This is a genomic window from Cypionkella sp. TWP1-2-1b2 (assembly GCF_049896245.1).
Taxonomy (GTDB): domain Bacteria; phylum Pseudomonadota; class Alphaproteobacteria; order Rhodobacterales; family Rhodobacteraceae; genus Cypionkella.
Map to the genome: position 1 here is coordinate 66,335 of NZ_JAFCTX010000006.1, position 23,206 is coordinate 89,540.

The following is a 23,206-nucleotide window of genomic DNA, read 5'->3' on the forward strand; positions in this document are numbered from 1 at the left end:
CGATACCCCATTTCTATGGCCTGCGACCAAGGCCCCCCTTCCAAGGACTGCCGCGATGTGCGCTGATGTGACCTCTGCCGATTATTCCAACACCGTTTTCCTGCCCGAAACCGATTTCCCGATGCGGGCGGGCCTGCCTGCGCGCGAGCCGGATTGGCTGGCGCGCTGGGAGAAAATCGGGGTGTATGACCGTTTGCGGGAGAAGGCCGTGGCGGATGCCCGCACGCCGTTCACCCTGCATGACGGCCCGCCCTATGCCAACGGCCATCTGCACATCGGCCATGCGCTGAACAAGATCCTGAAGGATATGGTGGTGCGTTCGCAGCAGATGATGGGCAAGGACGCCCGCTATGTGCCGGGTTGGGATTGCCACGGTCTGCCGATCGAGTGGAAGATCGAGGAGCAATACCGCGCCAAGGGTCTGAACAAGGACGACGTTGACATCGTCGATTTCCGTCAGGAATGCCGTCGCTTTGCCGAGGGCTGGATCGACGTGCAACGCTCCGAGTTCAAACGCTTGGGTGTGACGGGGAAGTGGGAAAAGCCATATCTCACCATGGATTACCACGCCGAGGCGGTGATCGCGGATGAGTTCATGAAATTCGTCAGCAACGGGTCGTTGTATCAGGGATCGAAGCCGGTGATGTGGTCGCCGGTGGAGAAAACCGCGCTGGCCGAGGCGGAGATCGAGTATCACGATCATACGAGCCATACGGTTTGGGTGCGGTTTAAGGTTGAACCCAAAGCACATGTCATTCCCACGTCGGCAAGAGGGGCTGCGCCTACTACTGAAACCGAGGCTGAACACGATGCACGCGGTCCAAATTTTGTTGATGCCTCAGTGGTGATCTGGACAACAACGCCGTGGACCATCCCTCAAAACCGCGCGATCTCGTTCAGCGAGAGCATCGACTATTATCTATATGAAGTGGTTGGGATTGCCGAGAACAGCACAGCAAAGGTCGGTGAGAAACTCATTGTGGCGGCAAAGCTAGCTGAAGCGGTATTTTCTGCGGCAAAAGTGACAAATTGGTGCCCGGTTGCACGGGTTAATTCCGCAGTTCTAAAAGAGCTGTTTTGCCATCATCCTTATCGCGGTATTGAAGGCGGCAGACGCGAGTGGGACTATCCCGTTCCCTTACTCCCCGGCGATCATGTCACCGACGATGCAGGCACGGGGTTTGTTCATACCGCCCCGTCCCACGGCGATGATGACTATCAGATGGGCCTCAAGTTCAATCTGCCGATGACCTATAACGTCGAGGCGGATGGCTCTTACCGTCAAGACCTGCCGCTATTTGGCGGGCAGTTCATCATCAATGCCGAGGGCAAAGAGGGTGCTGCCAACGTCAGCAATATCAAGGCTCTGCACGCGCAGGGCGCTTTGCTGGCAAAGGGCAAGGTCAAGCATTCCTACCCGCACAGCTGGCGCTCGAAGGCTCCGGTGATCTACCGCAACACGCCGCAGTGGTTTGTTGCCATTGACAAGCCGCTCGACGATGGCATGTCGACCTATGGCGAGACGATCCGCAAACGGGCGCTGAACTCGATCAACCAGTTGGTGACCTGGACGCCGATTGCGGGGCGGAACCGTCTGCATTCTATGATCGAAGCGCGGCCAGATTGGGTGCTGTCGCGGCAACGCGCTTGGGGTGTGCCGCTGACCTGCTTTACCAAAGTCGGTGCGAAACCGACTGATGCGGACTTCCTGTTGCGCAATCAGGACGTGAATGCGCGCATCAAAGAGGCGTTCGAGGCTGAGGGCGCGGATGTTTGGTATGTGCAAGGTTTCAAGGAAAAGATGCTGCATGGCATCGTCGATCCGTCGCATTATAACCAAGTCTACGACGTGCTGGACGTTTGGTTTGATAGCGGCTCGACCCATGCTTTCGTGCTGCGCGACCGCGAGGATGGCAGCAGCGACGGCATTGCCGATCTTTATCTGGAAGGCACCGACCAGCATCGCGGCTGGTTCCATTCCTCGATGCTGCAAGCCTGCGGCACCAAGGGTCGCGCGCCGTATCGCGGCGTGCTGACGCATGGCTTTACGCTGGACGAGAAGGGCATGAAAATGTCCAAATCCGTCGGGAATACTGTTGCGCCACAAGCGGTGATTGACGAATACGGCGCGGATATCCTGCGGCTTTGGGTGGCGCTGTCGGATTACACGGTGGATCTGCGCATCGGTAAGGAGATCCTGAAAGGCGTGGCAGATAGCTACCGTCGCCTGCGCAATACGATGCGGTTTTTGCTGGGGAATTTGGCGGGGTTTTCTGAGGCCGAAAAGGTTGCTTACACCGATATGCCCGAGTTGGAGCAATGGGTTTTGCACCGTTTGGCGGAACTGGACGCCGAGGTGCGGGCCGGTTATGCGCGCTATGATTTCCAAGGCGTGTTCCAGAAGCTGTTCACCTTTGCCACCACCGACCTGTCGGCGATCTACTTCGATATCCGCAAGGATTGCCTGTATTGCGACCCGGTGGACAGTGTGCGCCGCCGTGCTGCGCGCACCGTTCTGGACATCGTGTTCCACCGTTTGACGACGTGGCTGGCCCCGGTTCTGGTGTTCACCATGGAGGAGGTTTGGCTGTGCCGCTTCCCCGGTGACGATAGCTCGGTGCATCTGGTGGATATGCCGGAGACGCCTGCGGAGTGGCTGAATCCGGTGCTGGCGGCGAAGTGGGACGGCATCCGCACCGTGCGCCGCGTGGTCACGGGGGCCTTGGAAGTGCAGCGCACGGCGAAGGTGATCGGGGCGAGCCTTGAGGCGGCTCCGGTCGTGCATGTCGCCGATACTGCGATCTTGGCGGCGTTGAAATCGCTGGATTTTGCCGAGTTGTGCATCACCTCTGATCTGCAACTGACCGCCGATCCCGAACCCGCCGAGGCGTTCCGTTTGCCCGATACGCCGGGCATCGGCGTGGTGTTTGAGCGGGCGGAGGGTGAGAAGTGTCAGCGTTGCTGGCGGATACTGCCGGATGTCGGCAGCCATAAGCACGCAGGCACCTGCAAGCGCTGTAACGACGCTTTGGGCTGATTGCAACGCCGCCCCGGACTTGATCCGGGGCCTCCGGTTTACCAAGCCGCCCCGGATCAAGTCCGGGGGGCTTGGGTTTTTGGGCTAAAACTTGATGCAAAAAAACGGGCAGAGGCTGAAACCTCTGCCCGCTCCAGTCGTCAGGGTCGTCTCAGGCGTGAAACGGCGCGAAATAGCCGGATTTCGGCTGGGCGGGCGCGCTGCGAGCGATCAAGCCCAGCACTTCACAACGGGTAAGGCCAATATCCTCCAGCAAATGATCATCGGCGCGGCGCAGCAGGCTGCCGATGGACTGACGCAAAGCGTGGCGCTGGCGCAGGGTGGCGAGGATGGAACGGATCATGGCGGACTCCTTCATGGTGCGGTTGGCATGGTGCAGTTTGATCGGACAGCTTCGTTTCGGATGAGCCTGTTTTGCCCGAATCCTTGACATAAGACAAACGCATAGAAATTATGCCTCCCATCGTATTTATAGATGGCAGCGCGCGATGATCCCCCTCGACAGCGATTTGATGCGGGCGTTTCTGGCGGTGGTGGATAACGGATCGGTGACGGCGGCGGCGGACCGGGTGGGGCGGACGCAATCGGCGGTGTCGATGCAGATCCGCAAGCTGGAGGAGAGTTTGGGGCAGCCGCTGTTCACCCGTCTGCCGCGTGGAGTGGCGCTGACGCCACGCGGCGCACAACTGCTGCCCTATGCGCGGCGTGTCACCAGTTTGCTGGAGGAGGCGGCGACGGCGCTGCGCGAGAAGCCGCTGGCGGGGCCGGTGCGGATTGGTATCCCGGATGAATATGCGGAAACGATTTTGCCGCGCGCTTTGGCCGCGTTTTCGGAGCGGCATCCGGGGGTAGAGGTGACGGTGCGCTGCGATTTCACCGCCCCGCAGCAGGCGGCGTTGGATGAGGATCATCTTGATCTGGCGGTGATTTATGACAGCAGCCATACTTCGGGCGATGAGGTGTTGTGTCTGGACCCGACGGTCTGGGTGACATCCATCGCGCATGCGCAGCATTTGCAACAGCCGGTGCCGGTGGGTGTGTATTTCAGGTCCGACTGGTGCCGGGATTTTGCTTTGCGGTCGTTGGATCAGCAGAGCATCCCGTGGCGGGCGGCGTTTGAATGTGACACTTCGGCAAGTCTGCGGGTGGCGGCGCGGACGGGGCTTGCGATCTCTCCCCTGTCGCGCAGCACGATCCCGCCGGGGTGCCGAGAGTTGACCAATGCCGACGGCTTTCCCATCGTCGACCGGGCGCGGGTGGTATTAAAGCGCAATCCGCGCGGCGGGTCTGCGGCGATTGAGGGGCTGGCAGAGATGTTGCGCGAGGCGTTTCGACCTTTGGCTTCGGGGGGTGTGATGGCGTGATACAGGCGGGGATGCAAAGCCCGTTGGGGCCGATCAGTGTGACCGAGGCGGGTGGTGTGATCACGGCACTGCACTGGCACACCGGGCCAGCGCCCGAGTCGCCACTTTTGATTGAGGCAATCCATCAGTTGACCGCCTATTTTGACCGCCGCCTGACCAGATTTGATCTGCCATTGGACTTTGGCCACGGCTTCTCAGAACAGGTGCGCCGCGCGATGGCAGCGATTCCCTATGGCGAGACGCGGCAGTACGGCGATCTTGCCAAAGAAATCGGTGCCCCTGCGCAGGCCATCGGGCAGGCGTGCGGCGCCAATCCGCTTCCGGTGCTGATCCCCTGCCACCGGATTCTGGCCGCCAAAGGCTTGGGTGGATTTTCGGCAAAGGGTGGGGTCGAGAGCAAAGTGTTCCTGCTGAAATTGGAGGGTGCTGCCAGTCTTCTAATTTGATTGGGCTTCTAATTTGATCGGGCCTGCTGATTTGATCGGGCCTGCTGATTTGAATACCTGATTGGACAGAGGTGCCTGTTGTACAAGGCAAAACTTGCCCCTAGTCTGTGGTGATGGTTAAGCTTTGCAGTGGAGAGACGCGACGATGGATGACGAAAAACAGCGCGTCAAACTGTTTGCCAAGCCGGGGCATTATTACAGCCCCGTTGGCAATCAGGCTGAACTTCAAAGCTTTTGGCAGTCAGAGCATCACGCCCGGCAGTATGACCGCGTCGATGCGCTGTTGGATTATGACGCGATGCGGGCGCTGTACGAAAAGATTGCGCCGCTGGTGGTGGCGTTCCCGATGAAGCCTTCCGATGGCTTCCGATATTACGGTCACAACACGCAATTCATGTATTACGACGCCGCTATCCTGTCGGCGATGCTGCGCTGGCTGAACCCGCGCCAGATCATTGAAATCGGCGCGGGGTATTCCTCGGCGGTGATGTTTGACACGTTGGACCGGACGCGCGATGCCAAGCTGGAAAAGTTCACCACGATCAACATCGACTTGACGCGCATCAAGGGTCTGAACCCGCCAGACAGTTCGTGTCTGATCGAAGCGCCGGTGCAATCGCTGCCGATGGACACCTTTGCGGCGCTGCAGGCGGGCGACATCCTGTTCATCGACTCGTCGCATGTGCTGAAAACCGGCAGCGATGTGCATTACGAATATATGCATATTCTGCCGGCGCTGAAATCGGGCGTGATCGTGCATATTCACGACATTTTCTATCCATTCGAGTATCCAGAACGGTGGGTGTTTAACGACAACAGATCGTGGAACGAGGTCTATCTGGTGGATGCTATGCTGACCCATGGCAATGCCTATGAAGTGCTGTTGTTCAACGATGCGGTGCTGCAAAAGCTTGGACCCAGCCTGAAAGCCACGGGGGATATGTTTGAGCGGTTTGAGCAGGTGAAAACCAAGCAGATGGAGCGTAATAACGGCTCGATATGGCTGAGAAAACGATAGGTCCAGTCCACGCAGGGCTTGCCTATTCATGACCGCTCTGTAACGGTTTGGTGACACTTACAGGCGGGATTGAACTTGAGCTTTGCCATTCTGCTGGCCGTTCTCGGCTCGGCTTTCCTGCACGCGCTTTGGAACGCACTGATCAAAACCGGAACCTCGCGGATGGGGGCGATGATCATCCTGTCGATTGGCGAAGTGCCGATTGGGTTGGCGGTTGCCAGTTTCTGCCCGCTGCCCGCGCCCGAGGTGTGGAAATGGGTGCTGATGGCGGGGTGCGCGCATTTCTTCTACAAGTCGTTTCTGACCTATGCCTATGAGCATGGCGATCTTTCGCGCGTCTACCCGATTGCGCGCGGGTCGGCCCCGTTGATCGTGGCGCTGTTGGGGCCGGTGCTGGCGATGCTGTGGCCAACAGCGATGCCAGCCGATGCGCTGACGTTGCATGAATATGCCGGGATCTTCGTGCTGGGCATGGGGATTTTGCTGATGGCGCAGGGGATCTTTTCGAACGGCGAAAGCCGCAAGATGCTGCCGTTTGCGCTGGGGTCGGCCTGCGCCACTGCCAGCTATACCTTGCTTGACGGCCATGGCGCGCGGGTGGCGGGCGATGCGATTGCCTATGTTGCGTGGGTTTTTGTGGCTGACGGGTTGATGTTTGCGACCGGGATGCTGGCCTATCGGGGCCTTGATGTGTTGCCGCGCGACCGCAAGGCTTGGGGCGTCGGCATGATCGCTGCTGCCGCGTCTTATGGGGCGTATGGCGTGTCGGTCTGGGCGATGACGAAAGCGCCGATTGCGGTGGTGGCGGCGGTGCGCGAAACCTCGATCCTGTTCGCGGTGCTGATCGGCTGGCTGGCGTTTGGCGAGCGGATGACCAAGGGCAAGGCGATCGCGTCGGCGGTGATTGTGGGTGGAGTGATCCTGACGCGGCTGTGAAAGTCTTCCCCGCTGGGAGTGACTTGTGTTAAAGGCGTATTTTCTGGCCGTTTTCTACCACATATTGTGGTTTCTTCGTTATGATGCGGAAGGCACGCTGAAATCAATGCGTCGCGCGGTCCGGCACGATCTGTTGCACGATCCCGGCCAAACACAGATACAAAGACGTGATCACCAAGCCCCAATGCGCCAATGATCCTTCGGCGAAGTTCATCCAAGCCGCCCAGCCTGCAAAGATCACCCAAGCCAGTGACATTGGCAAAGTCACCCAGCGCCAGCGTTTGGTGCGGGTGGGGTGGACGAATTTCAGCCGCAGGAACATCGTCACGGTCAACAGGATCACCGCGATCAGGATCACCCACTGCGAGGGGGCGACAGCAAACAGCACCAGCACCACCATATTCCAACAGGCCGGAAAGCCCGAGAACGACTTATCTTTGGTTTTCATCCGGGTATCGGCGAAATAGATCACCGAGCCGTAGCAGATTGCGATGATCGCGAGCCAGCCGGTCCAGCCATCCAGCATGCCGGATTTGAACAACGCATAGGCCGGAATAAACACATAGGTCAGGTAATCGACGATCAGATCCATCAACACGCCGTCGTAGATCGGGAAGTTGTTGGGCGTGTCGTAGCGCCGCGCGAGGGGGCCGTCGATGCCATCGACGAACAGCGCCACCACCAACCACAGGAACATCACTCGCCAGTTGCCTTCAACCGCAGCGAGCATCGCGAACATCGAAAGCACCGCGCCAGAGGCGGTCAGCAGGTGGACGGAAAGGGCTTTAAGACGAATATCCATACGTTGTGATCGCTCAAATCGGGATTCGGGGCAAGGGTTGGGGGGCAGTTCAGGCGCGGGGATGCGCTTTTTCGTAAACTTCCATCAGGCGGGCGGCATCGACAGCCGTATAGGCTTGGGTGGTGGAGAGCGAGGCATGGCCCAGAAGCTCCTGTATTGCGCGCAAATCTCCGCCTGCCGAAAGCAGATGGGTGGCAAAGCTGTGGCGCATCGCATGCGGGGTGGCGGTGGCGGGCAGGCCCAGTTGCAGGCGGGATTTCTCCATCACCAAGGCGATCAGGCGGGGGTTCAAGGGGCCGCCACGCGCGCCGCGAAACAAAGGTTCGGTGCGGGTCAGATCATAGGGGCAGAGGCGGGCATAGTCGGCCAAGGCATCACGGGTGATGGGCAGGGTGGGCACAAGGCGCTCTTTGCCGCCCTTGCCGATGATGCGCAGGGTATCGGGCAAAGGATGTGCGGCCCCGGTCAGGCCCAACGCCTCGGATATGCGCAGGCCGCAGCCGTAAAGCAGCGTCAGCACGGCAATGTCGCGGGCGGCGATCCAATCGGTCCGCGATTGCGCGCCGACTTGGGCGATCATATCGCGCGCACCATCGACGGTCAGCGGGCGCGGCAGTTTGCGGCGGAACTTTGGGCTGCGCTGGGAAAGTACGGCAGTTGCATCTATGTTTTCACGGTCGGTGACCCAAGCGATGAAGTTTTTCACCGCGGAAAGCTCGCGGGCCAAACTGCGAGATGAGAGTTTACGGTCACGCTCATACTGCATCCATGAGCGGAGGTCGGATTGATCGACGTTTGCGATGGCTTTCAGACCTTCAGATTCGCCATGATGGATGGCGAGGAAGGCGAGAAACCCTGTCACATCATGCGCATAGGCTGTCAGCGTATTTACGGCCACCGCATCCAATGCGCGCAAGTGATCCAGCCAACGCGCCAGCGCGTCGCGTTGCGCGGGCGGGATGGCAAGGCTGTTCACGACAACCAGCGCCGCATGGTGCGTTCAAACACGCCCGCGAAGAACGCCAGAAGGTCGGTGCCATGGGTGGGTTTGAATTGATGCGGATCTTCGGCACCCAAAACCAGCATGCCGGGCAGACGGCCCTTGCCGAAATCGAGTTTCATCAGCGCTTCGGACCGCACCCAGCCTGCGCGTTCACCATAAAGTGCGTCGGATTGTGGCAGCACTTGCCGCAACACCACGGGGCGCAGCGGCACATTGCGCCCGCCCGAGATGTATTCGCCAACGAACCCCGGCGCTGCGACATAAAGCACATCGCCCAGTTTGCGCAGGGCGGGGTCTTCAGCGTCTTGCACCGATTCCAGCACTAAGCGCACGCAATCTACCCGGAGGGTGCCTGCGACATCGGAGGCGAGGGTCTTGAGAAACTCCTCAAAGCTAAGCGGGTCCATCATCTGCAAAATCGCGCGATGCACTTGGTTGGTGCCCGCGAGATTTTCATAGGCCGCTGCAATCACCGTGCGGTGGGTGTCTTCAAGGCGGTCCAGCCGCCCCTCAAGACGCTCCATCGCAATGCCGCGCAGATCGACGATATTGCTGCCCATCAAGCGCTCATTCGCGCCGATCAGGGCGTTCATCACATCGCGGTCTTCCAGCAGAACCTCGGGTTCCGCGAGGATTTTGTCGCGCAGTTCCTGGTCGATCATCGTATTGGCCTCAAATTCCCACCATTTCGGCAGGTTTACATTTTGCAACCTTTTAACATGGTTCGGAGCATAGGTGCCACTGTTTTGACTGGAGAAGCGGGTGTCTGCTAGGCTCGGTCAAAATACGGGGGAATACTATGTGGATTGGTCGCTGGCTTGCCGTGGTTTTCTTGATGGGCTGTGTTGGGACACCGGATGGCCCGCCACGCGGGAACGGTCGCTATCTTATGGCTGCGACAAGTATGATGCACCATTCTGAGGAAGGTCTTGCCGCCGCTCTCAAGGAGAACAAAGCCATTTTCGGCGGTGGTGAGGGCTGCACGCAGCGCGTTGGGGAAAATTTTGTGCATAGGATTGAGGCCTTTGCCGAGAAAGGCAAACCGATCACGTCGCTGAAAGGCATGGAATGGAGCCATTGGGGCGAGCAGAACGGCGAGCCAAAGACGATTGGCTATGTCGCCATCATTGCCGGGGACGGCGAGGGGCGAGTCGCTTTGACGGATGTTAGCGTCTTGGAAACAAGAGACGAGCGGCTGTTTCTGCTGCCAGAGGGGGTATTCGATCAAGCAGTGAAACTCATCTTCGCCAAGTTGAACGGGCCGAATTGTCCGTTTGAAAACTAGGTAAGCTGGGCCGCCAGCAAGGGCGGCCCAATCTTGACAGATTTACAGAATCTTCTGCCCGGTTTTCGCCCAGTCTTTTTCAAACTGCGCAAGGCCCGCGTCGGTCAGCGGGTGGTTGGCGAGTGCTTTGATCACCGAAGGTGGGGCGGTGATCACGTCGGCACCGACCAAGGCGGCTTGGGTGACATGGTTCACCGTGCGGATCGAGGCCGCGAGGATCTGGGTTTCAAAGCCGTAGTTGTCATAGACTTGCCGGATGTCGGAAATCAGCTCCATCCCGTCGAGGTTGATGTCATCCAGACGACCGACGAAAGGCGAGATGAAGGTCGCCCCGGCTTTGGCGGCGATCAGGGCTTGGTTGACGCTGAAACACAGGGTGACGTTGACCATTTTACCTTCGCCGGACAACACCTTGCAAGCTTTCAGGCCATCCCAGGTCAGCGGCACTTTGACGGTGATGTTTGGTGCGATTTCGGCCAGTTTGCGGCCTTCGGCAATCATTTCATCTGCGGTCATCGCCACCACTTCTGCGGAAACCGGGCCCGTGACAATGCTGCAAATCTCGCGGGTGACTTCCAGAATATCGCGGCCGGATTTCAGGATGATGGACGGGTTTGTGGTGACGCCATCCACCATACCAAGATCGTTCAGTTCCTTGATGGCCGCGACATCGGCGGTATCTACGAAGAATTTCATCGGCGTATCCTCAGGGTGGGTTGCGACTGCTTAGGTGGGGGTTTACCTCAAAACGGCGCGATAAGGAAAGAGTGGATGCTGGCCGAGCGGGTCTATCAGCCGGGGGATTTGGTCGGCGTGCTGACCACCGAGCCTTTGGGCCGTCTGTTGGATTATAAAGCACCCGAGGGCGGATGTGGAGATGGCGATTTCGTCGAAGTGCCGCTGGGGCCGCGCAAAGTCATTGGCGTGGTGTGGGGGGCGGGCGAGGGCAAGTTTGATCCGGCGCGTATTCGTAGCATCTACCGCGTGCTGGATGCAGCGCCGATGCGGGCCGAGTTGCGGTCGTTTTTGACGCGGGCGTCCGAGTATACGTTGACGCCGATGGCTGCAATGCTGCGACTGGCGACGCGCGCGCCGGGGCTGGGCAATCCGCCGTCGATGAAGAAGACCTATGTTTTGGGGCCGGTGATCCCCAATCAGATGACCGAGGCGCGGTTTCGGGTGGTTGAGGCGCTCAGGCGGTTTGGAAGTTCGCCCGTGACTTTGGGGGAATTGGCGGAAGAAGCGGCTTGTGGGCCTGCGGTGGTCAAGGGGCTGGTGAAGCTGGGGGTGGTGTTGGAGCAGGACGCACCACGCGATCTGCCCTATCCAGCCCTGAACCCTGTGACGAATACGCGGTTGGCAGGGGATCAGGTTAGTGCCGGGGATGCCTTGGTCGCCTTGGTCGCGCAGGGGGGATATTCAGGGACGCTGTTGAAGGGCGTCACGGGGTCGGGCAAGACCGAGGTGTATCTCGAGGCCGTGGCGGAATGTCTGCGCAAGGGGCGGCAGGCCTTGGTCTTGCTGCCCGAGATTTCGCTGACGGCGGATTTTCTGAGCCGTGTGCAGGCCCGGTTTGGCGCGCGGCCTGCGGAGTGGCACTCGGGCGTGACGATGACCGAGCGGCGGCGGTTGTGGCGGATGGTGGGGCAGGGCGAGGCTTCGTTTGTGGTCGGTGCGCGCTCGGCCCTGTTCCTGCCGTTCCGCGATCTGGGGTTGATCGTGGTCGATGAGGAACACGACACTTCATATAAGCAGGAAGAAGGTGTGTTCTATAACGCCCGCGATATGGCGGTGTTGCGGGCGGCGATCGTGGGGGCTCCGATTGTTTTGGCGAGCGCTACGCCTTGTCTTGAGACTTGGGCGAATGTTGAGGCGGGCAAATATGGCCGCCTCGATTTGGGCGCGCGGTTTGGCGCGGCGGAACTGCCGGATATGCAGGCGATTGACATGCGCGCGCAAAAGCTGGCCGCCAACGCGTGGATTTCGCCGAAGCTGGCGGCGGAGATTAAAGTGCGGATTGAGCGGAAAGAGCAGTCGTTGCTGTTCCTGAACAGGCGGGGGTTTGCGCCGATCACCCTGTGCCGCGCTTGCGGCCATCAGGTTGGCTGCGACGATTGCGACGCGCGGATGGTGGAGCATCGGTTTTTGAACCGTTTGCAGTGCCATCAATGTGGGGCGACCAAACCGATCCCGACCGAATGTCCGGCCTGTAAGGTTGAGGGCAAGATGGCTCCGGTTGGTCCCGGTGTTGAAAGGCTGGCGGAAGAAGTGGTGGCTTTGTTCCCCGATGCCCGCGTCGCGGTGCTGTCGTCGGATCTGTTCGGATCAGCGCGCGCGTTGAAAGAGCAGATCGTGGCGATTGCCGAGGGGGCTGCGGATATCATTATCGGCACGCAGATTGTGGCCAAGGGGCATAACTTTCCGCTGTTGACGCTGGTGGGGGTAATTGATGCGGATTTGGGTTTACAGGGGTCGGATTTGCGCGCCGCTGAACGCACGTTCCAACTGATGCGGCAGGTGGCGGGGCGGGCTGGCCGCGCCGATAAGCCCGGCACCGCGCTGTTGCAGACCTTTCAGCCAGAGCATCCGGTGATCCGCGCGATTTTGGGCGGCGATGAGGAGGCGTTTTGGCGGGCGGAGGCGACCGAGCGGCGCATGGCGGGCGTGCCGCCCTATGGCCGGATGGCGGGAATTATCCTGTCGTCGCCGGATGTGGCACAGGTGTTTGAGTTTGGCGCGGAACTCGCCCGCCGCGATGGGCCGTTGCGCAAAGTGGGTGCGCAGGTTTATGGGCCAGCGCCTGCTCCGGTTGCACGGGTACGGGGGCGGCATCGGGTGCGGCTGTTGATCAAGGCGGAAAAGACCGCGCCCTTGCAGGTGGCGATTGCCGAATGGGTCGGCCAGTTCAAACTGCCGAACAATCTGCGGCTTTCCATCGACATTGACCCGCAAAGCTTTTACTAGGCGCGCAACCTTAGAACGGATAGCCCAATGCCCACCTACACCGCTTTGACCACCCTGATGGGCGAAGACGCCGCCAATGCTTTGGCCGAAGCCATCGAGAAGATGGAACAGGAACCCACCGGGGTTGGCGTGTTTGAGATCGAGGACGACTCGGGGCTGTGGGAAGTTGGGGCGTATTTTCTTGAAGCCCCGTCAGAGGCTGTGCTGGAACTGCTGGCGATGGCCTTTAATGCCAAACCCTTTGTCCTCTCGGAGCTGCCCGAAATCGACTGGGTTGCCAAAGTGCGCCGCGAACTCTCGCCAGTCGAGGCGGGGCGGTTCTTCGTTTATGGCAGTCATGATGCCGACAAGGTGCCTGCCGACAAGATCGCGCTGCAAATTGAGGCGACGGTGGCGTTTGGCACCGGCCATCATGGCACCACCTTGGGCTGCTTGCGGGCGTTTGATCGGCTGTATGGTGAAGGCTTCCGCCCCGCTAAGGTCGCGGATATCGGTTGCGGCACGGCCGTGCTGGCTTTGGCTGCGGCTGCGGTGCTGCCCGATGCTTTGGTTATCGCCAGCGATATCGACGAAGTTGCCGTTGACGTGGCCGAAGCCAATGTTGCGATCAACCATATGGAAGGCCGGATTGAGACGATGGAGGCCGCCGGTTTCGCGCATCCGCGTCTGGCCGAAGCCGCGCCCTATGATCTGGTGTTTGCCAATATCCTGAAAGGCCCGCTGGTCGAACTTGCGCCGGACATGGCCAAGCATCTGGCGCAAAACGGCCTGATCATTCTGTCAGGTCTGTTGGTGGTTCAGGCCGAGGCTATTACCGCCGCCTATGTTGCCAATGGTTTCACCCCGCAGGCCCGCGAAGATCTGGGTGAGTGGTCGTGTCTGGTGATGCGGCGGAACTAAGACGGTTAACGCAAGATTAACGGCGAAATGACGGCAAACTTTGCGTGTCGCCTAAATTTTGCCATAATCTGCGCGTAAGTTATGAAAAGGTGGGGGCCAGTGAATACGGAGTTATTCGGATGGCCGACCCGAATCTGGTGGATTTTTACAATAATGTCGCGCGCTTTGAGAAAAAGCGCGCCAAAGGCTATGGCTTTTATCCCGCCGGAACGCTCGGGCGCTCCTACTTCAACCCTCCTGCGCTCAAACGCCGCTCGTATCTGCTGCCGCTGCTGTTAGTGCTTTGCGCAGGCATCGGTCTGAAGGGGATGATTTATCAATCGGTTGGTGCGAAATCTTATGACCAGCGCGTGCAGGCTTTGCAGGTTGGCGAAGGCTTTGATCGCTTGGGTGGTTGGCTGATGCAGGCTGACCCAGCGACGGTGTTTGTCGCAGGCAAAATCAACGAAGGTCTGCAAGCCTTCAAATAGCTCGTATTTAAGCGAGCCATTTTTAGCACCAAAGCAGGCGGGCCACGGCGGCCTTGCCTGCGTTTTTTATTTGTTCAACACCACAAACGCAAAGGGTCGACGCCACACGGCACCGACCCTTTTTACATCCGATAAGATCAGTCCGCCGCGCATGGACTGATCTGATTTCAGATCAATCCAAAAGCAGTTAACGACCGATCAATTCCACATCACCACGGCACAGACCGATATCGTCAAGCTCACGGTCAGACAGTTTGCCCAGAGCGCGACGCGTGATCCGTGCATCATTCCAAGCAGCGAAGCTGTTCGCGAACGTCGAGACGACCTGAACAGAACGGAAAATCGAGATGGCACCAAACGGCGCCGCGCGGGACGACTCATAGGCGGCCATAGCGGTTATCCTTTACAAACTTTTGTACCCGAACAGCACCATGCTTCCGGTGGGACGTATTTAGCTATGCTTAAATGCGCGCGCAACGGACACGCAAGCAGGTCTGCATTGCGCCCATTGCATAGCCATCCGCCACAATTCTGCCGTTATTTTATAGGCGGTTTGGAAACAACGCGTATTTTGGTCGTGTTTCGCAGAAGGAATGTCGCTTTAGCGCAGCTGCATAATCTGCGGTTGTTCTCGCGGCAAGATTTAATTGCCCCTTGGCGGATGTTCTCTTTTCGTGCTAATTCTGTCCAAAGCAGAAAATCTGCGAAAAACCAAAAGAAAAAGGGGCGGGGATGCGGGTTTTGGGAATCGACCCCGGTTTGCGCAACCTCGGCTGGGGGGTGATTGATGTGGTGGGCTCGAAACTTACCCATGTCGCGAATGGCATTTGCCACTCGGCCCCCGGCGAAGGTGACGGCGATCTGGCGCAAAGATTGTTCTCATTGCACAGCCAGTTGACCGAAGTCTTGCGGCAATACGCCCCCGATGCGGCGGCGGTGGAGCATACGTTTGTGAACAAGGATGCGGTGGCGACGCTGAAGCTGGGGCAGGCGCGTGGCATTGCCTTGTTGGTGCCCGCGCAGTTTGGCCTGACGGTGGGCGAATATGCCCCGAATGCGGTGAAGAAAACCGTGGTGGGGGTGGGCCATGCCGACAAGGGCCAGGTCGATCATATGGTGCGGGTGCAACTGCCGGGCGTGAAGATTGCGGGGCCAGATGCGGCGGATGCGCTGGCGATTGCGATCTGCCACGCGCATCATCTGCAAAGCGCGGGCCGTTTGCAGGCGGCGATGAAAAGGGCAGTTGGATGATCGGGAAGCTTTCGGGGCGGCTGGATTGGCGCGGGTCGGATCAGGTGCTGATCGACGTGCGCGGGGTTGGCTATATCGTCTATGTCAACGACCGCACCTTGGCCGCGATGCCCTCGGTGGGTGAGGCGGTGTCTTTGTATACCGATCTGCTGGTGCGCGAGGATCTGCTGCAACTGTTTGGATTCGCGACACTTCTGGATAAGGAATGGCACAAGCTGCTGACGACCGTGCAGGGCGTTGGGGCCAAGGCCGCGATGGCGATCATGGGGACGTTGGGCGCCGATGGCGTGGCGCGGGCGCTGACTTTGGGCGACCAGCGGGCGATACAAGCGGCTCCGGGCGTGGGGCCGAAACTGGCGCAGCGGGTGATACTGGAGTTGAAATCGAAAGCCCCGTCTATCATGGCGATGGGGGCAAATCTGGCGGTCGCGGCGGAAGCCGATGAAAGTGTTTTGGAACCTGTGACGCCGATGGCCCCACGCAAAGTGGTGGCACCAACACTTGCGCAAAATCGCGCGGGCTTTGCGGCGGACGCTTTGTCGGCGCTGGTGAATTTGGGCTACGCGCATGGCGAGGCGGCGCAGGCGATCTCCACTATTGCGGTGGAACAACCCGAGGTTGACACCGCCACGTTGATCCGGGCGGCGTTGAAACTGCTGGCTCCGAAGGCGCGCTGATGCAATCTGACCCCGATCTGCGCCCCGAAGCTTTGCCCGAAGACCTTGACCGCGCCCTGCGCCCGCAGGTTTTGGAGGATTTCGTCGGCCAACAAGAGGCCCGTGCCAACCTGCGGGTATTTATCGAATCCGCGAAAATCCGTGGCGAGTCGATGGATCACACGCTGTTTCACGGCCCGCCGGGGTTGGGGAAAACCACCCTTGCGCAGATCATGGCGCGCGAATTGGGGGTGGGGTTTCGGATGACCTCCGGCCCGGTGCTGGCGAAACCCGGTGATCTGGCGGCGATCCTGACCAATCTTGAACCGCGCGATGTGCTGTTCATTGACGAGATTCACCGGCTGTCTCCGGTTGTCGAGGAGGTGTTGTATCCGGCGATGGAAGATTTCGCGCTCGATCTGGTGATCGGCGAAGGCCCTGCGGCGCGCACCGTGCGGATTGAGTTGCAGCCGTTCACGCTGGTAGGTGCGACGACCCGGCTGGGGTTGCTGACGACGCCCCTCAGGGATCGGTTCGGGATACCGATGCGGTTGCAGTTTTACACCGAGGATGAGTTGGATTTGATCGTGACCCGTGGCGCGCGGCTGTTGGGGATTCCGTCTGACCCGGAAGGCACGCGAGAGATTGCCAAGCGTGCGCGGGGGACGCCTCGGATCGCGGGGCGGCTGTTGCGGCGGGTGGTGGATTTTGTCACCGTCGAAGGCGATGGTCGGCTGACCCGCGCGATTGCGGACCGGGCGCTGACCCGGCTCGGGGTTGATGAGATCGGGTTGGATGGTGCGGATCGGCGGTATCTGATGCTGCTGGCCGAGCATTACGGCGGCGGGCCTGTTGGGGTTGAGACGATTGCGGCGGCCTTATCCGAGGCAAGGGATGCGGTGGAGGAGGTGATCGAGCCCTATTTGCTCCAGCAGGGGTTGCTGCAACGGACCCCGCGCGGGCGGATGTTGGCGGCGCGGGCTTGGCGGCATTTGGGGTTGGAGGCACCGCGTCCTGCGGGCCAGTCGGATTTGTTTGAAGGCTAATGTCCACGCGTGGACAAGGGTTTGGTTTATATGGAATCAAGGGCTTGCAGGTAGGCGTTCAGGGATTGTTAAGCTTTGACGCGTGACGCTGGGGGATGCCTAAGAGCCTCCGGCGGGAGTATTTAGGCCAATGTGAAACGGGCAGATTGAGGCTCTTTGGTCATCCTCTCTGCTAAAATATCCAGAGCGGAATACTCATATTCCGCTTAGCCGGAGGCGCATGTCTCAACCCGATCAGCCTTGCAGGATTGAGCATGGCACCTAGCCGCGCTATCGGAGGGGCGTAAGATGGAGGCCTTTATGACACCCGAACAGGTTCAGATGTTTTTCACCAGGGCGGACGGCAGCTATCTGTTCGCGCGTTGGGGTAGACCGATTGTGCCTGTGGTGTTTGGGGTCGAGGCGGAGACTCTGAGTGTTATGAAGGGGGCGATTGAGGCGGTGGTGACGCTCGCCAGCCATAAGATGGCCGAGCATGACCCGGAACTGGGCGCGAACCTGATGGTGTTCTTCTTTCGCGACTGGGCGGAGTTGCCGCAGGTGCCGAACCTTGAGCGGTTGGTGCCGGATTTGGGGCCGTTGTGTGATCGGCTTGAACTGGCGGGGGCCAATCAGTATCGGTTTTTCCGCTTTGATCCCGATGGCGCGATCAAGGCGAGTTTCGTGTTTTTGCGGATGGATGATCATCTGGCCGCGATCGCGGCAGAGGATTTGGCTTTGGCGCAGGCGGCACAGGTGATTTTGCTGTGGTCGGATAAGGCGTTTGTTGAGGTGTCGCCGTTGGCGCGTATCGAGGATCGGGTGATTTTGCGCCCCAATGTGGCGGGGATCATCCGGGCGGGCTATGCGCGGCATATGCCGGTGGTGGCGCGGGATGCGTCACATGCGTTCCGGCTGGCGGCGCGGCTGTGAAAGAGGCGGATCTTTACCCGGACCTGAAAGCTTATCTTGAGGCTCAGGGCTATGTGGTGAAGGGTGAAGTTGGCGCTTGCGATATTCTGGCGCGGCGCGGCGTTGAACCTGCGGTGGTGGTTGAGATGAAGCTGTCGTTTAGCCTCGCGCTGGTGATGCAGGGGGTAGCGCGTCAAGCGATGTTTGACGATGTCTATCTGGCGGTTCCGGTGACGGAAAAGGGCTGGAAGCTGCGCTATAAGGATATTGTGGCTTTGTGTCGGCGGCTGGGGCTCGGGCTTTTGGCGGTGAAACCGGGGCAGGTGGAGGCGCATCTGGACCCCGCGCCGTATAGCCCGCGCAAGAATACCATCAGGGCGGGGCGGTTGTTGCGCGAGTTTGAGCGGCGGGTGGGCGATCCGAATTTGGGCGGTACGACGGGCATCAAGCGGGTGACGGCGTATCGGCAGGATGCTTTGCGGTGTTTGCTGGCGATGCAGGCGGGGGCGGTGAAACCCGCCGCCATCGCCAAAGCCGCTGGTGTGGCGCGGGCTGGTGATATTTTGCGTGCCGATCATTATGGCTGGTTTGAGCGGGTCTCCACCGGGATTTACGCTTTGACGCCGCAGGGGCAGGTGGCGATTGTGGCGGAGGCTGCCGAGATTGCGCGGCTGGATTGCGCAAGAGTGGGGGGGCAAGATGCATCAGTTTGATTTGCGGGTGTATTATGAGGACACTGACCTTGCGGGCGTGGTTTATTACGCCAATTACCTGAAGTTCATCGAGCGCGGTCGGTCGGAGTGGGTGCGGGCTTTGGGGGTGGATCAAATCGCGCTGAAAGCCGATCAGGGGCTGGTGTTTGCGGTGTGCCGGGTGGAGGCGGATTATTTGCGGCCTGCCAAATTTGATGATGAATTGGCGGTGACGACGCAATGTCTGGCGGTTTCGGGCGCGCGGATTGAACTGCGGCAGCAGGTTTTGCGCGGGGGCGAGCGGTTGTTTGTGGCGCATATTACATTGGTGTGTCTGACCGATGCGGGCCACCCTGCGCGTATTCCGGCGGATATGCGCGCTAAGCTGTTGCCTGCGCTGCATTAAAGCCGCGCGTCAAATTTAGGCACCTGTTCACGCAACCCAGCTTTAGGGGCGGTTTGTTGCCAAGATCGCGCCATTGTGTTGGCAATAGGGTTCAATTCTTGTTAAGATTAGGGCAATAGGCGGCCAAAGAGCCCCGATAACAAGAGCAGGCGTTATGAACACTGAAGCCGTCGGTATGGCGCAAGAGATTGATTTCTCTATGCTCGCCCTATTTTTTCGCGCAACCCTCACGGTGAAACTCGTGATGATGTGCCTGATTGTGATGTCGTTTTGGTCATGGTCGATCATCATTCAGAAACACATTATGTTTCGCAAATCACGCGGCGAGGCGACTGTGTTTGACCGCGAGTTCTGGTCGGGCGAGCCGTTGGACGGGCTGTTCGAGAAGATCGGCGGCGATCCGCAGGGGCCGTCTGAGAAGATTTTTGCAGCCGGGATGCTGGAGTGGCGACGCTCGCACCGGCAGGATGGCGGCTTGATCGCGGGCGCGCAGGCGCGGATTGACCGGGCGATGGACGTGGCGATTGCGCGCGAGGCCGGGGTGCTGAACAAGGGGCTCAGCTTCCTTGCCACCGTGGGGGCGACAGCGCCGTTCATCGGGTTGTTCGGCACCGTGTATGGCATCATGCACGCGTTTACCCAGATTGCGGCGACGAAGAATACCGATCTTGCGACGGTCGCGCCGGGGATTGCCGAGGCTTTGATGGCGACCGGGATCGGTCTGGTTGCGGCTATCCCGGCGGTGATTTTCTATAACAAGCTGAATGCGGACAGCGAGCATATCACCAGCGGGTATGAGGCGTTTGCCGATGAGTTTGCGACGATCCTGTCGCGCCAGTTGGACGCCTGATATGGCCGCGGGGGTTGTCAAGAAATCTGGCGGCGGCGGGCGCAGGCGGCGGCGGGGTTCCTCGGCGGCGATGGCCGATATCAACATCACGCCGTTTGTCGATGTGATGCTGGTGTTGCTGATCATCTTCATGGTGACCGCGCCGATGCTGACGGTTGGGGTGCCTTTGGAGTTGCCGAAGACGGCTGCGACCAGCTTGCCGACCGAGCAAGAGGAGCCGTTGACGGTGTCGATCACTGCTGAGGGCGTGCTGATGATCCAGACCTCGGAAGTCGCCGATGCCGATCTGATCAAGAAGTTGCAAGCGATTGCGACGACACGCAAATCCGACAAGATTTTCCTGCGGGCCGATGGGGCGCTGCCTTACACCCGCGTGGCGGAGGTGATGGGGGCACTGTCGGCGGGCGGGTTCAGCAACATTGGGCTTGTGACCGATGCGGGCGGGCCGAAGATGGACGGCAACTAGCGCGCGATGGACAAAAGCCAGATCCTTTCCGGTATCGGCCATGCGGTCGTCATCACCTGGGTGGTGCTGGGCGATTGGCTGTTTGCGCCGCGCGAGCTGCCGCCACCGGAGTCGGTGCAGGTGTCGATGGTGTCGGAATCGGATTTGAAGGCGATGCAGGATGCGGCGGCTAAATCCGTCAAGCCGAAGGCGGATAAGCCCGAGGTGAAGCCTGCCGCCAAGCCTGCGCCCAAACCACAGGTCGAAGCGCCTGCTCCGGTCGAGCCTGAGGTGGCGGTGGCCGAACCGAGCCCGGTGGAACCCGCGCAGCCATCGCCCGATATTCCGGTGGCCGTCGATCCGCAGCCGAATGAAGCGCCGCCAGTTGTCGCCCCGATTGCCGAGGCAGAACAGCCGATCCCGGTGCCGTTGAGCACCGTAAAGCCAAAGCCCCGGTCCTCAACTAAGATCACCGATATGCCGATGGTCAGCCCGGAGAAAACCCCGGAGGTGGCCGATCAGACCACGCCCGAGGTGACGGATCAGCCGACCAATCAGCCTGTGGTCGAAGAACAAAAGCCCGCCGCAGCGCCGGAAGACGCCGCAGCACAGACTGCGCCGGATGCGGTGGCAACGGATGCGCCGGAACTGGCCCCGACCGCCAGCGTGCGCCCGCGGACCCGGCCGGACAAGCCTGTGGTCGAAACCCCGGTGGAAGACCCACAGGTGGCGCTGGATGCGCAGGCGGAGAAGGATGCCAAGGCCGAGGCTGAAAAGCAGGCCAAGGCGGATGAAAAGGCGGCGAAGAAGGCTCAAGAGAAGGCTGACGCGCAGGCCAAGGCCGATGCAGAGGCGACACAGGCGGCGGTTGATGCGGCTTTGGCGGCTGAAGTTTCGGATGCGCCCGTGCAGGATGGCGGGCAGACCGATATTCCCGAAGGTCCGCCGATGACGGCGGGCGAAAAGGATGGGCTGCGTGTCTCGATTAACCAATGTTGGAACATCGGCACGCTTTCGACGGCTGCGCAGCGGATCAAGCTGACCTTGCGTGTTGAGATGAAGGAAGATGGCACGCCGGATAGCAATGGCATCACCATGACCACCTTCTCGGGCGGCGATGAAGCTGCGGCGGTCCAAGCCTTTGATGCGGCCCGTCGTGCAGTGATCCGAGGCGTCAAGGGCTGTGGTGGCAAGGCTGGCTACGATCTCGACCCCGCCAAATACAGCGAGTGGAATGTGATGAACCTGAATTTCGACGCCAGCGGCATGAGGCTGAGATGATCACCCAAATTTTCCCCTGCAAACCCCGCGCAGAACCCGCACAGTCACAAGGCCAGAGCAGGCCACATAATTCGCCCTTGAAAAACGAGGACAAGATGCGCCCTTTCAAAACCCTGGCTGCCGCACTGCTGATCGGGCTTTGCAGCCTGACCACAGCCGCCCATGCCGAGATCACCATCGACATCAACTCTCCGGTGATCGAACCGATGCCCTTCGCGGTGCCTGACTTTATCGACGAGGGCGGGGCGGGGGAGCTTGCTGCGAATATCTCTCGGGTGGTGGCTGCGGACCTTGCTGGCACGGGGCTGTTTATTGAGACCCCGAAGGATGCTTATATCAGCCGCGTCACCTCATTCGACGCGCCGATTTCCTACCCCGATTGGCAGGCGATCAACACCCAAGCCTTGATCACCGGGGCGGTGCAGGCGGGGGGCGACCGGATTGTGGTGAAGTTCCGGCTGTTTGACGTGGCCTCGGGGCAGCCGTTGGGCGAGGGGCTGCAATTTGCGGGCACTCCGGGCAGTTGGCGGCGGATGGCGCATAAGGTGGCGGATGCGGTGTATTCTCGGATCACTGGCGAGGGGCCGTATTTCGACAGCCGGGTGGTTTATGTCGCCGAAAGTGGGCCGAAGAACCAACGCCAGAAGCGGCTGGGCGTGATGGATTATGACGGCGCGAATGTGAAATATCTGACCGATAGCAGCAGCATTGTGCTCGCCCCCCGGTTCTCGCCCTCGGGCGACCGGATTTTGTTTACGTCCTATGCCTCGGGCTTTCCGGCGATTTATCTGATGGATGTGGGGTCACTGAAAACCCGCAATCTGGGCGAAGTGCCCGGCACGATGACCTTCGCGCCGCGGTTCAGCCCGGATGGCAACACCGTGGTGTTCAGTCTGGAAAAGGGCGGCAATAGTGACATTTACTCGATGGATATCAACTCGGGCGCGATGAGCCAGTTGACCAATGCGCCGTCGATTGAAACCTCGCCCAGCTTTAGCCCGGATGGCTCGAAAATCGTGTTTGAGTCGGATCGCTCCGGCACCCAGCAGATCTATATGATGGGCGCAGGCGGCGGCGAAGGTGAGCGGATTTCCAACGGCAAGGGCCGCTATTCGACCCCGGTGTGGAGCCCGCGCGGCGATATGATCGCGTTTACCAAGCAGAACGAGGGCCGCTTCCACATAGGCGCGATGCTGACCGATGGTTCTGAGGAGCGTCTGCTGACGGCGTCTTTTCTGGATGAAGGCCCGACCTGGGCCCCGAATGGCCGGGTGATCATGTTCACTCGCGAGGGTGCTGGCGCGGGTGGTCAGGCAGGCTTGATGTCGGTGGATGTGTCGGGGCGGAACCTGAAGGCGATCCCGACCGAAGGCCCGGCCTCTGACCCGTCTTGGTCGCCGATGCTGCCGTAATTCTTAATGCGCCACTGATTCCCATGGCGGCGCAAAGCTGATATAACGGGC

General features: G+C 60.0%; 25 protein-coding genes. 19 read left to right on the plus strand and 6 right to left on the minus strand.

Annotated elements, in window-relative coordinates; genetic code table 11:
• Nucleotides 1–55 precede the first annotated feature (55 nt).
• Nucleotides 56–3,037: an isoleucine--tRNA ligase gene (gene ileS / locus ACP7AP_RS05375; RefSeq protein WP_426032994.1), complete on the plus strand. Its 2,982-nt coding sequence runs from the start codon at nucleotides 56–58 to the stop codon at nucleotides 3,035–3,037.
• A gap of 151 nt (nucleotides 3,038–3,188) precedes the next feature.
• Here the strand turns inward: ileS and ACP7AP_RS05380 are convergent, their stop codons facing one another.
• Nucleotides 3,189–3,380 carry a hypothetical protein gene (locus tag ACP7AP_RS05380; RefSeq protein WP_426032996.1) on the minus strand — a complete coding sequence of 64 codons (192 nt, stop codon included), beginning with the start codon at nucleotides 3,378–3,380 and terminating at the stop codon, nucleotides 3,189–3,191.
• Nucleotides 3,381–3,525: 145 nt separating this feature from the next.
• Here ACP7AP_RS05380 and ACP7AP_RS05385 point away from each other — a divergent pair, with 145 nt between their 5' ends.
• The 4 genes from ACP7AP_RS05385 to ACP7AP_RS05400 all read left to right on the plus strand — a co-directional run bounded on the left by ACP7AP_RS05385 (nucleotide 3,526) and on the right by ACP7AP_RS05400 (nucleotide 6,801).
• The gene (locus tag ACP7AP_RS05385; protein WP_426032998.1) at nucleotides 3,526–4,401 is read left to right on the plus strand and encodes a LysR family transcriptional regulator; all 876 of its coding nucleotides are present in this window, start codon (nucleotides 3,526–3,528) and stop codon (nucleotides 4,399–4,401) included.
• Nucleotides 4,402–4,412: 11 nt separating this feature from the next.
• The gene (locus tag ACP7AP_RS05390) at nucleotides 4,413–4,847 is read left to right on the plus strand and encodes a methylated-DNA--[protein]-cysteine S-methyltransferase (RefSeq protein ID WP_426033000.1); all 435 of its coding nucleotides are present in this window, start codon (nucleotides 4,413–4,415) and stop codon (nucleotides 4,845–4,847) included.
• A 145-nt stretch (nucleotides 4,848–4,992) separates the two neighbouring features.
• Complete coding sequence (locus ACP7AP_RS05395; RefSeq protein WP_426033002.1) at nucleotides 4,993–5,865, plus strand: class I SAM-dependent methyltransferase; 873 nt, start codon at nucleotides 4,993–4,995, stop codon at nucleotides 5,863–5,865.
• Between the two features lie 75 nt (nucleotides 5,866–5,940).
• Entirely contained in the window at nucleotides 5,941–6,801 is an 861-nt protein-coding gene (locus tag ACP7AP_RS05400; protein WP_426033004.1) for an EamA family transporter, read from the plus strand.
• Nucleotides 6,802–6,904: 103 nt separating this feature from the next.
• Here the strand turns inward: ACP7AP_RS05400 and ACP7AP_RS05405 are convergent, their stop codons facing one another.
• The 3 genes from ACP7AP_RS05405 to ACP7AP_RS05415 are packed head-to-tail and all read right to left on the minus strand — an operon-like array spanning nucleotide 6,905 to nucleotide 9,268.
• A complete protein-coding gene (locus ACP7AP_RS05405; protein ID WP_426033006.1) occupies nucleotides 6,905–7,603 on the minus strand; it encodes a CDP-alcohol phosphatidyltransferase family protein in 699 nt (232 codons plus the stop codon).
• A gap of 49 nt (nucleotides 7,604–7,652) precedes the next feature.
• Nucleotides 7,653–8,579, minus strand: a complete 927-nt coding sequence (locus tag ACP7AP_RS05410; RefSeq protein ID WP_426033008.1) for a tyrosine recombinase XerC — start codon at nucleotides 8,577–8,579, stop codon at nucleotides 7,653–7,655.
• A complete protein-coding gene (locus tag ACP7AP_RS05415) occupies nucleotides 8,576–9,268 on the minus strand; it encodes a DUF484 family protein (RefSeq protein ID WP_426033185.1) in 693 nt (230 codons plus the stop codon). The genes ACP7AP_RS05410 and ACP7AP_RS05415 overlap by 4 nt, the downstream gene beginning before the upstream one ends.
• 242 nt (nucleotides 9,269–9,510) lie before the next feature.
• Between ACP7AP_RS05415 and ACP7AP_RS05420 the strand changes: the two genes are divergently transcribed.
• Nucleotides 9,511–9,891 carry a hypothetical protein gene (locus ACP7AP_RS05420; protein WP_426033010.1) on the plus strand — a complete coding sequence of 127 codons (381 nt, stop codon included), beginning with the start codon at nucleotides 9,511–9,513 and terminating at the stop codon, nucleotides 9,889–9,891.
• 42 nt (nucleotides 9,892–9,933) lie between these two features.
• On the opposite strand, the gene fsa is transcribed toward ACP7AP_RS05420, so the two are convergent.
• Nucleotides 9,934–10,587: a fructose-6-phosphate aldolase gene (fsa, locus tag ACP7AP_RS05425; RefSeq protein ID WP_426033011.1), complete on the minus strand. Its 654-nt coding sequence runs from the start codon at nucleotides 10,585–10,587 to the stop codon at nucleotides 9,934–9,936.
• Nucleotides 10,588–10,662: 75 nt separating this feature from the next.
• Here fsa and ACP7AP_RS05430 point away from each other — a divergent pair, with 75 nt between their 5' ends.
• The 3 genes from ACP7AP_RS05430 (at nucleotide 10,663) to ACP7AP_RS05440 (ending at nucleotide 14,225) form a co-directional block, all read left to right on the plus strand.
• Entirely contained in the window at nucleotides 10,663–12,855 is a 2,193-nt protein-coding gene (locus tag ACP7AP_RS05430; protein WP_426033013.1) for a primosomal protein N', read from the plus strand.
• 27 nt (nucleotides 12,856–12,882) lie between these two features.
• On the plus strand, nucleotides 12,883–13,755 hold the full coding sequence (locus tag ACP7AP_RS05435; RefSeq protein ID WP_426033015.1) for a 50S ribosomal protein L11 methyltransferase: 873 nt from the start codon (nucleotides 12,883–12,885) through the stop codon (nucleotides 13,753–13,755).
• 119 nt (nucleotides 13,756–13,874) lie between these two features.
• On the plus strand, nucleotides 13,875–14,225 hold the full coding sequence (locus ACP7AP_RS05440) for a hypothetical protein (RefSeq protein WP_426033017.1): 351 nt from the start codon (nucleotides 13,875–13,877) through the stop codon (nucleotides 14,223–14,225).
• A gap of 187 nt (nucleotides 14,226–14,412) precedes the next feature.
• Here the strand turns inward: ACP7AP_RS05440 and ACP7AP_RS05445 are convergent, their stop codons facing one another.
• Nucleotides 14,413–14,616: a DUF1127 domain-containing protein gene (locus tag ACP7AP_RS05445; protein ID WP_304924648.1), complete on the minus strand. Its 204-nt coding sequence runs from the start codon at nucleotides 14,614–14,616 to the stop codon at nucleotides 14,413–14,415.
• A gap of 341 nt (nucleotides 14,617–14,957) precedes the next feature.
• On the opposite strand from ACP7AP_RS05445, the gene ruvC reads away from it, so the two are divergent.
• The 10 genes from ruvC to tolB all read left to right on the plus strand — a co-directional run bounded on the left by ruvC (nucleotide 14,958) and on the right by tolB (nucleotide 23,155).
• Complete coding sequence (gene ruvC, locus ACP7AP_RS05450; RefSeq protein ID WP_426033019.1) at nucleotides 14,958–15,476, plus strand: crossover junction endodeoxyribonuclease RuvC; 519 nt, start codon at nucleotides 14,958–14,960, stop codon at nucleotides 15,474–15,476.
• Nucleotides 15,473–16,153 (plus strand): Holliday junction branch migration protein RuvA, encoded by a 681-nt coding sequence (gene ruvA / locus ACP7AP_RS05455; RefSeq protein ID WP_426033021.1) that lies wholly within the window; start codon nucleotides 15,473–15,475, stop codon nucleotides 16,151–16,153. The genes ruvC and ruvA overlap by 4 nt, the downstream gene beginning before the upstream one ends.
• Nucleotides 16,150–17,178: a Holliday junction branch migration DNA helicase RuvB gene (ruvB, locus tag ACP7AP_RS05460; protein WP_426033187.1), complete on the plus strand. Its 1,029-nt coding sequence runs from the start codon at nucleotides 16,150–16,152 to the stop codon at nucleotides 17,176–17,178. Before ruvA ends, ruvB begins: the two co-directional genes overlap by 4 nt.
• 300 nt (nucleotides 17,179–17,478) lie before the next feature.
• Nucleotides 17,479–18,090, plus strand: a complete 612-nt coding sequence (locus ACP7AP_RS05465) for a hypothetical protein (protein ID WP_426033023.1) — start codon at nucleotides 17,479–17,481, stop codon at nucleotides 18,088–18,090.
• Entirely contained in the window at nucleotides 18,087–18,782 is a 696-nt protein-coding gene (locus ACP7AP_RS05470; RefSeq protein WP_426033025.1) for a DUF2161 family putative PD-(D/E)XK-type phosphodiesterase, read from the plus strand. The genes ACP7AP_RS05465 and ACP7AP_RS05470 overlap by 4 nt, the downstream gene beginning before the upstream one ends.
• Nucleotides 18,769–19,167, plus strand: a complete 399-nt coding sequence (gene ybgC, locus ACP7AP_RS05475) for a tol-pal system-associated acyl-CoA thioesterase (protein ID WP_426033027.1) — start codon at nucleotides 18,769–18,771, stop codon at nucleotides 19,165–19,167. Before ACP7AP_RS05470 ends, ybgC begins: the two co-directional genes overlap by 14 nt.
• Nucleotides 19,168–19,321: 154 nt before the next feature.
• On the plus strand, nucleotides 19,322–20,017 hold the full coding sequence (gene tolQ / locus ACP7AP_RS05480; RefSeq protein WP_426033029.1) for a protein TolQ: 696 nt from the start codon (nucleotides 19,322–19,324) through the stop codon (nucleotides 20,015–20,017).
• Nucleotide 20,018: 1 nt separating this feature from the next.
• Nucleotides 20,019–20,483 (plus strand): protein TolR, encoded by a 465-nt coding sequence (gene tolR, locus ACP7AP_RS05485; RefSeq protein ID WP_426033031.1) that lies wholly within the window; start codon nucleotides 20,019–20,021, stop codon nucleotides 20,481–20,483.
• A 6-nt stretch (nucleotides 20,484–20,489) separates the two neighbouring features.
• A complete protein-coding gene (locus tag ACP7AP_RS05490; protein ID WP_426033033.1) occupies nucleotides 20,490–21,743 on the plus strand; it encodes a hypothetical protein in 1,254 nt (417 codons plus the stop codon).
• A gap of 95 nt (nucleotides 21,744–21,838) precedes the next feature.
• Nucleotides 21,839–23,155: a Tol-Pal system beta propeller repeat protein TolB gene (gene tolB / locus ACP7AP_RS05495; RefSeq protein ID WP_426033035.1), complete on the plus strand. Its 1,317-nt coding sequence runs from the start codon at nucleotides 21,839–21,841 to the stop codon at nucleotides 23,153–23,155.
• Nucleotides 23,156–23,206: the final 51 nt, after the last annotated feature.

Bases quoted from the DNA above. Each gene is read 5' to 3' on its own strand.
- ileS (WP_426032994.1), top strand. From the start codon at position 56: ATGTGCGCTGATGTGACCTCTGCCGATTATTCCAACACCGTTTTCCTG.
- ACP7AP_RS05380 (WP_426032996.1), bottom strand. From the start codon at position 3,380: ATGATCCGTTCCATCCTCGCCACCCTGCGCCAGCGCCACGCTTTGCGT.
- ACP7AP_RS05385 (WP_426032998.1), top strand. From the start codon at position 3,526: ATGATCCCCCTCGACAGCGATTTGATGCGGGCGTTTCTGGCGGTGGTG.
- ACP7AP_RS05390 (WP_426033000.1), top strand. From the start codon at position 4,413: ATGCAAAGCCCGTTGGGGCCGATCAGTGTGACCGAGGCGGGTGGTGTG.
- ACP7AP_RS05395 (WP_426033002.1), top strand. From the start codon at position 4,993: ATGGATGACGAAAAACAGCGCGTCAAACTGTTTGCCAAGCCGGGGCAT.
- ACP7AP_RS05405 (WP_426033006.1), bottom strand. From the start codon at position 7,603: ATGGATATTCGTCTTAAAGCCCTTTCCGTCCACCTGCTGACCGCCTCT.
- ACP7AP_RS05415 (WP_426033185.1), bottom strand. From the start codon at position 9,268: ATGATCGACCAGGAACTGCGCGACAAAATCCTCGCGGAACCCGAGGTT.
- ACP7AP_RS05420 (WP_426033010.1), top strand. From the start codon at position 9,511: ATGATGCACCATTCTGAGGAAGGTCTTGCCGCCGCTCTCAAGGAGAAC.
- fsa (WP_426033011.1), bottom strand. From the start codon at position 10,587: ATGAAATTCTTCGTAGATACCGCCGATGTCGCGGCCATCAAGGAACTG.
- ACP7AP_RS05430 (WP_426033013.1), top strand. From the start codon at position 10,663: ATGCTGGCCGAGCGGGTCTATCAGCCGGGGGATTTGGTCGGCGTGCTG.
- ACP7AP_RS05435 (WP_426033015.1), top strand. From the start codon at position 12,883: ATGCCCACCTACACCGCTTTGACCACCCTGATGGGCGAAGACGCCGCC.
- ACP7AP_RS05440 (WP_426033017.1), top strand. From the start codon at position 13,875: ATGGCCGACCCGAATCTGGTGGATTTTTACAATAATGTCGCGCGCTTT.
- ACP7AP_RS05445 (WP_304924648.1), bottom strand. From the start codon at position 14,616: ATGGCCGCCTATGAGTCGTCCCGCGCGGCGCCGTTTGGTGCCATCTCG.
- ruvC (WP_426033019.1), top strand. From the start codon at position 14,958: ATGCGGGTTTTGGGAATCGACCCCGGTTTGCGCAACCTCGGCTGGGGG.
- ruvA (WP_426033021.1), top strand. From the start codon at position 15,473: ATGATCGGGAAGCTTTCGGGGCGGCTGGATTGGCGCGGGTCGGATCAG.
- ACP7AP_RS05465 (WP_426033023.1), top strand. From the start codon at position 17,479: ATGACACCCGAACAGGTTCAGATGTTTTTCACCAGGGCGGACGGCAGC.
- ybgC (WP_426033027.1), top strand. From the start codon at position 18,769: ATGCATCAGTTTGATTTGCGGGTGTATTATGAGGACACTGACCTTGCG.
- tolQ (WP_426033029.1), top strand. From the start codon at position 19,322: ATGAACACTGAAGCCGTCGGTATGGCGCAAGAGATTGATTTCTCTATG.
- tolR (WP_426033031.1), top strand. From the start codon at position 20,019: ATGGCCGCGGGGGTTGTCAAGAAATCTGGCGGCGGCGGGCGCAGGCGG.
- ACP7AP_RS05490 (WP_426033033.1), top strand. From the start codon at position 20,490: ATGGACAAAAGCCAGATCCTTTCCGGTATCGGCCATGCGGTCGTCATC.
- tolB (WP_426033035.1), top strand. From the start codon at position 21,839: ATGCGCCCTTTCAAAACCCTGGCTGCCGCACTGCTGATCGGGCTTTGC.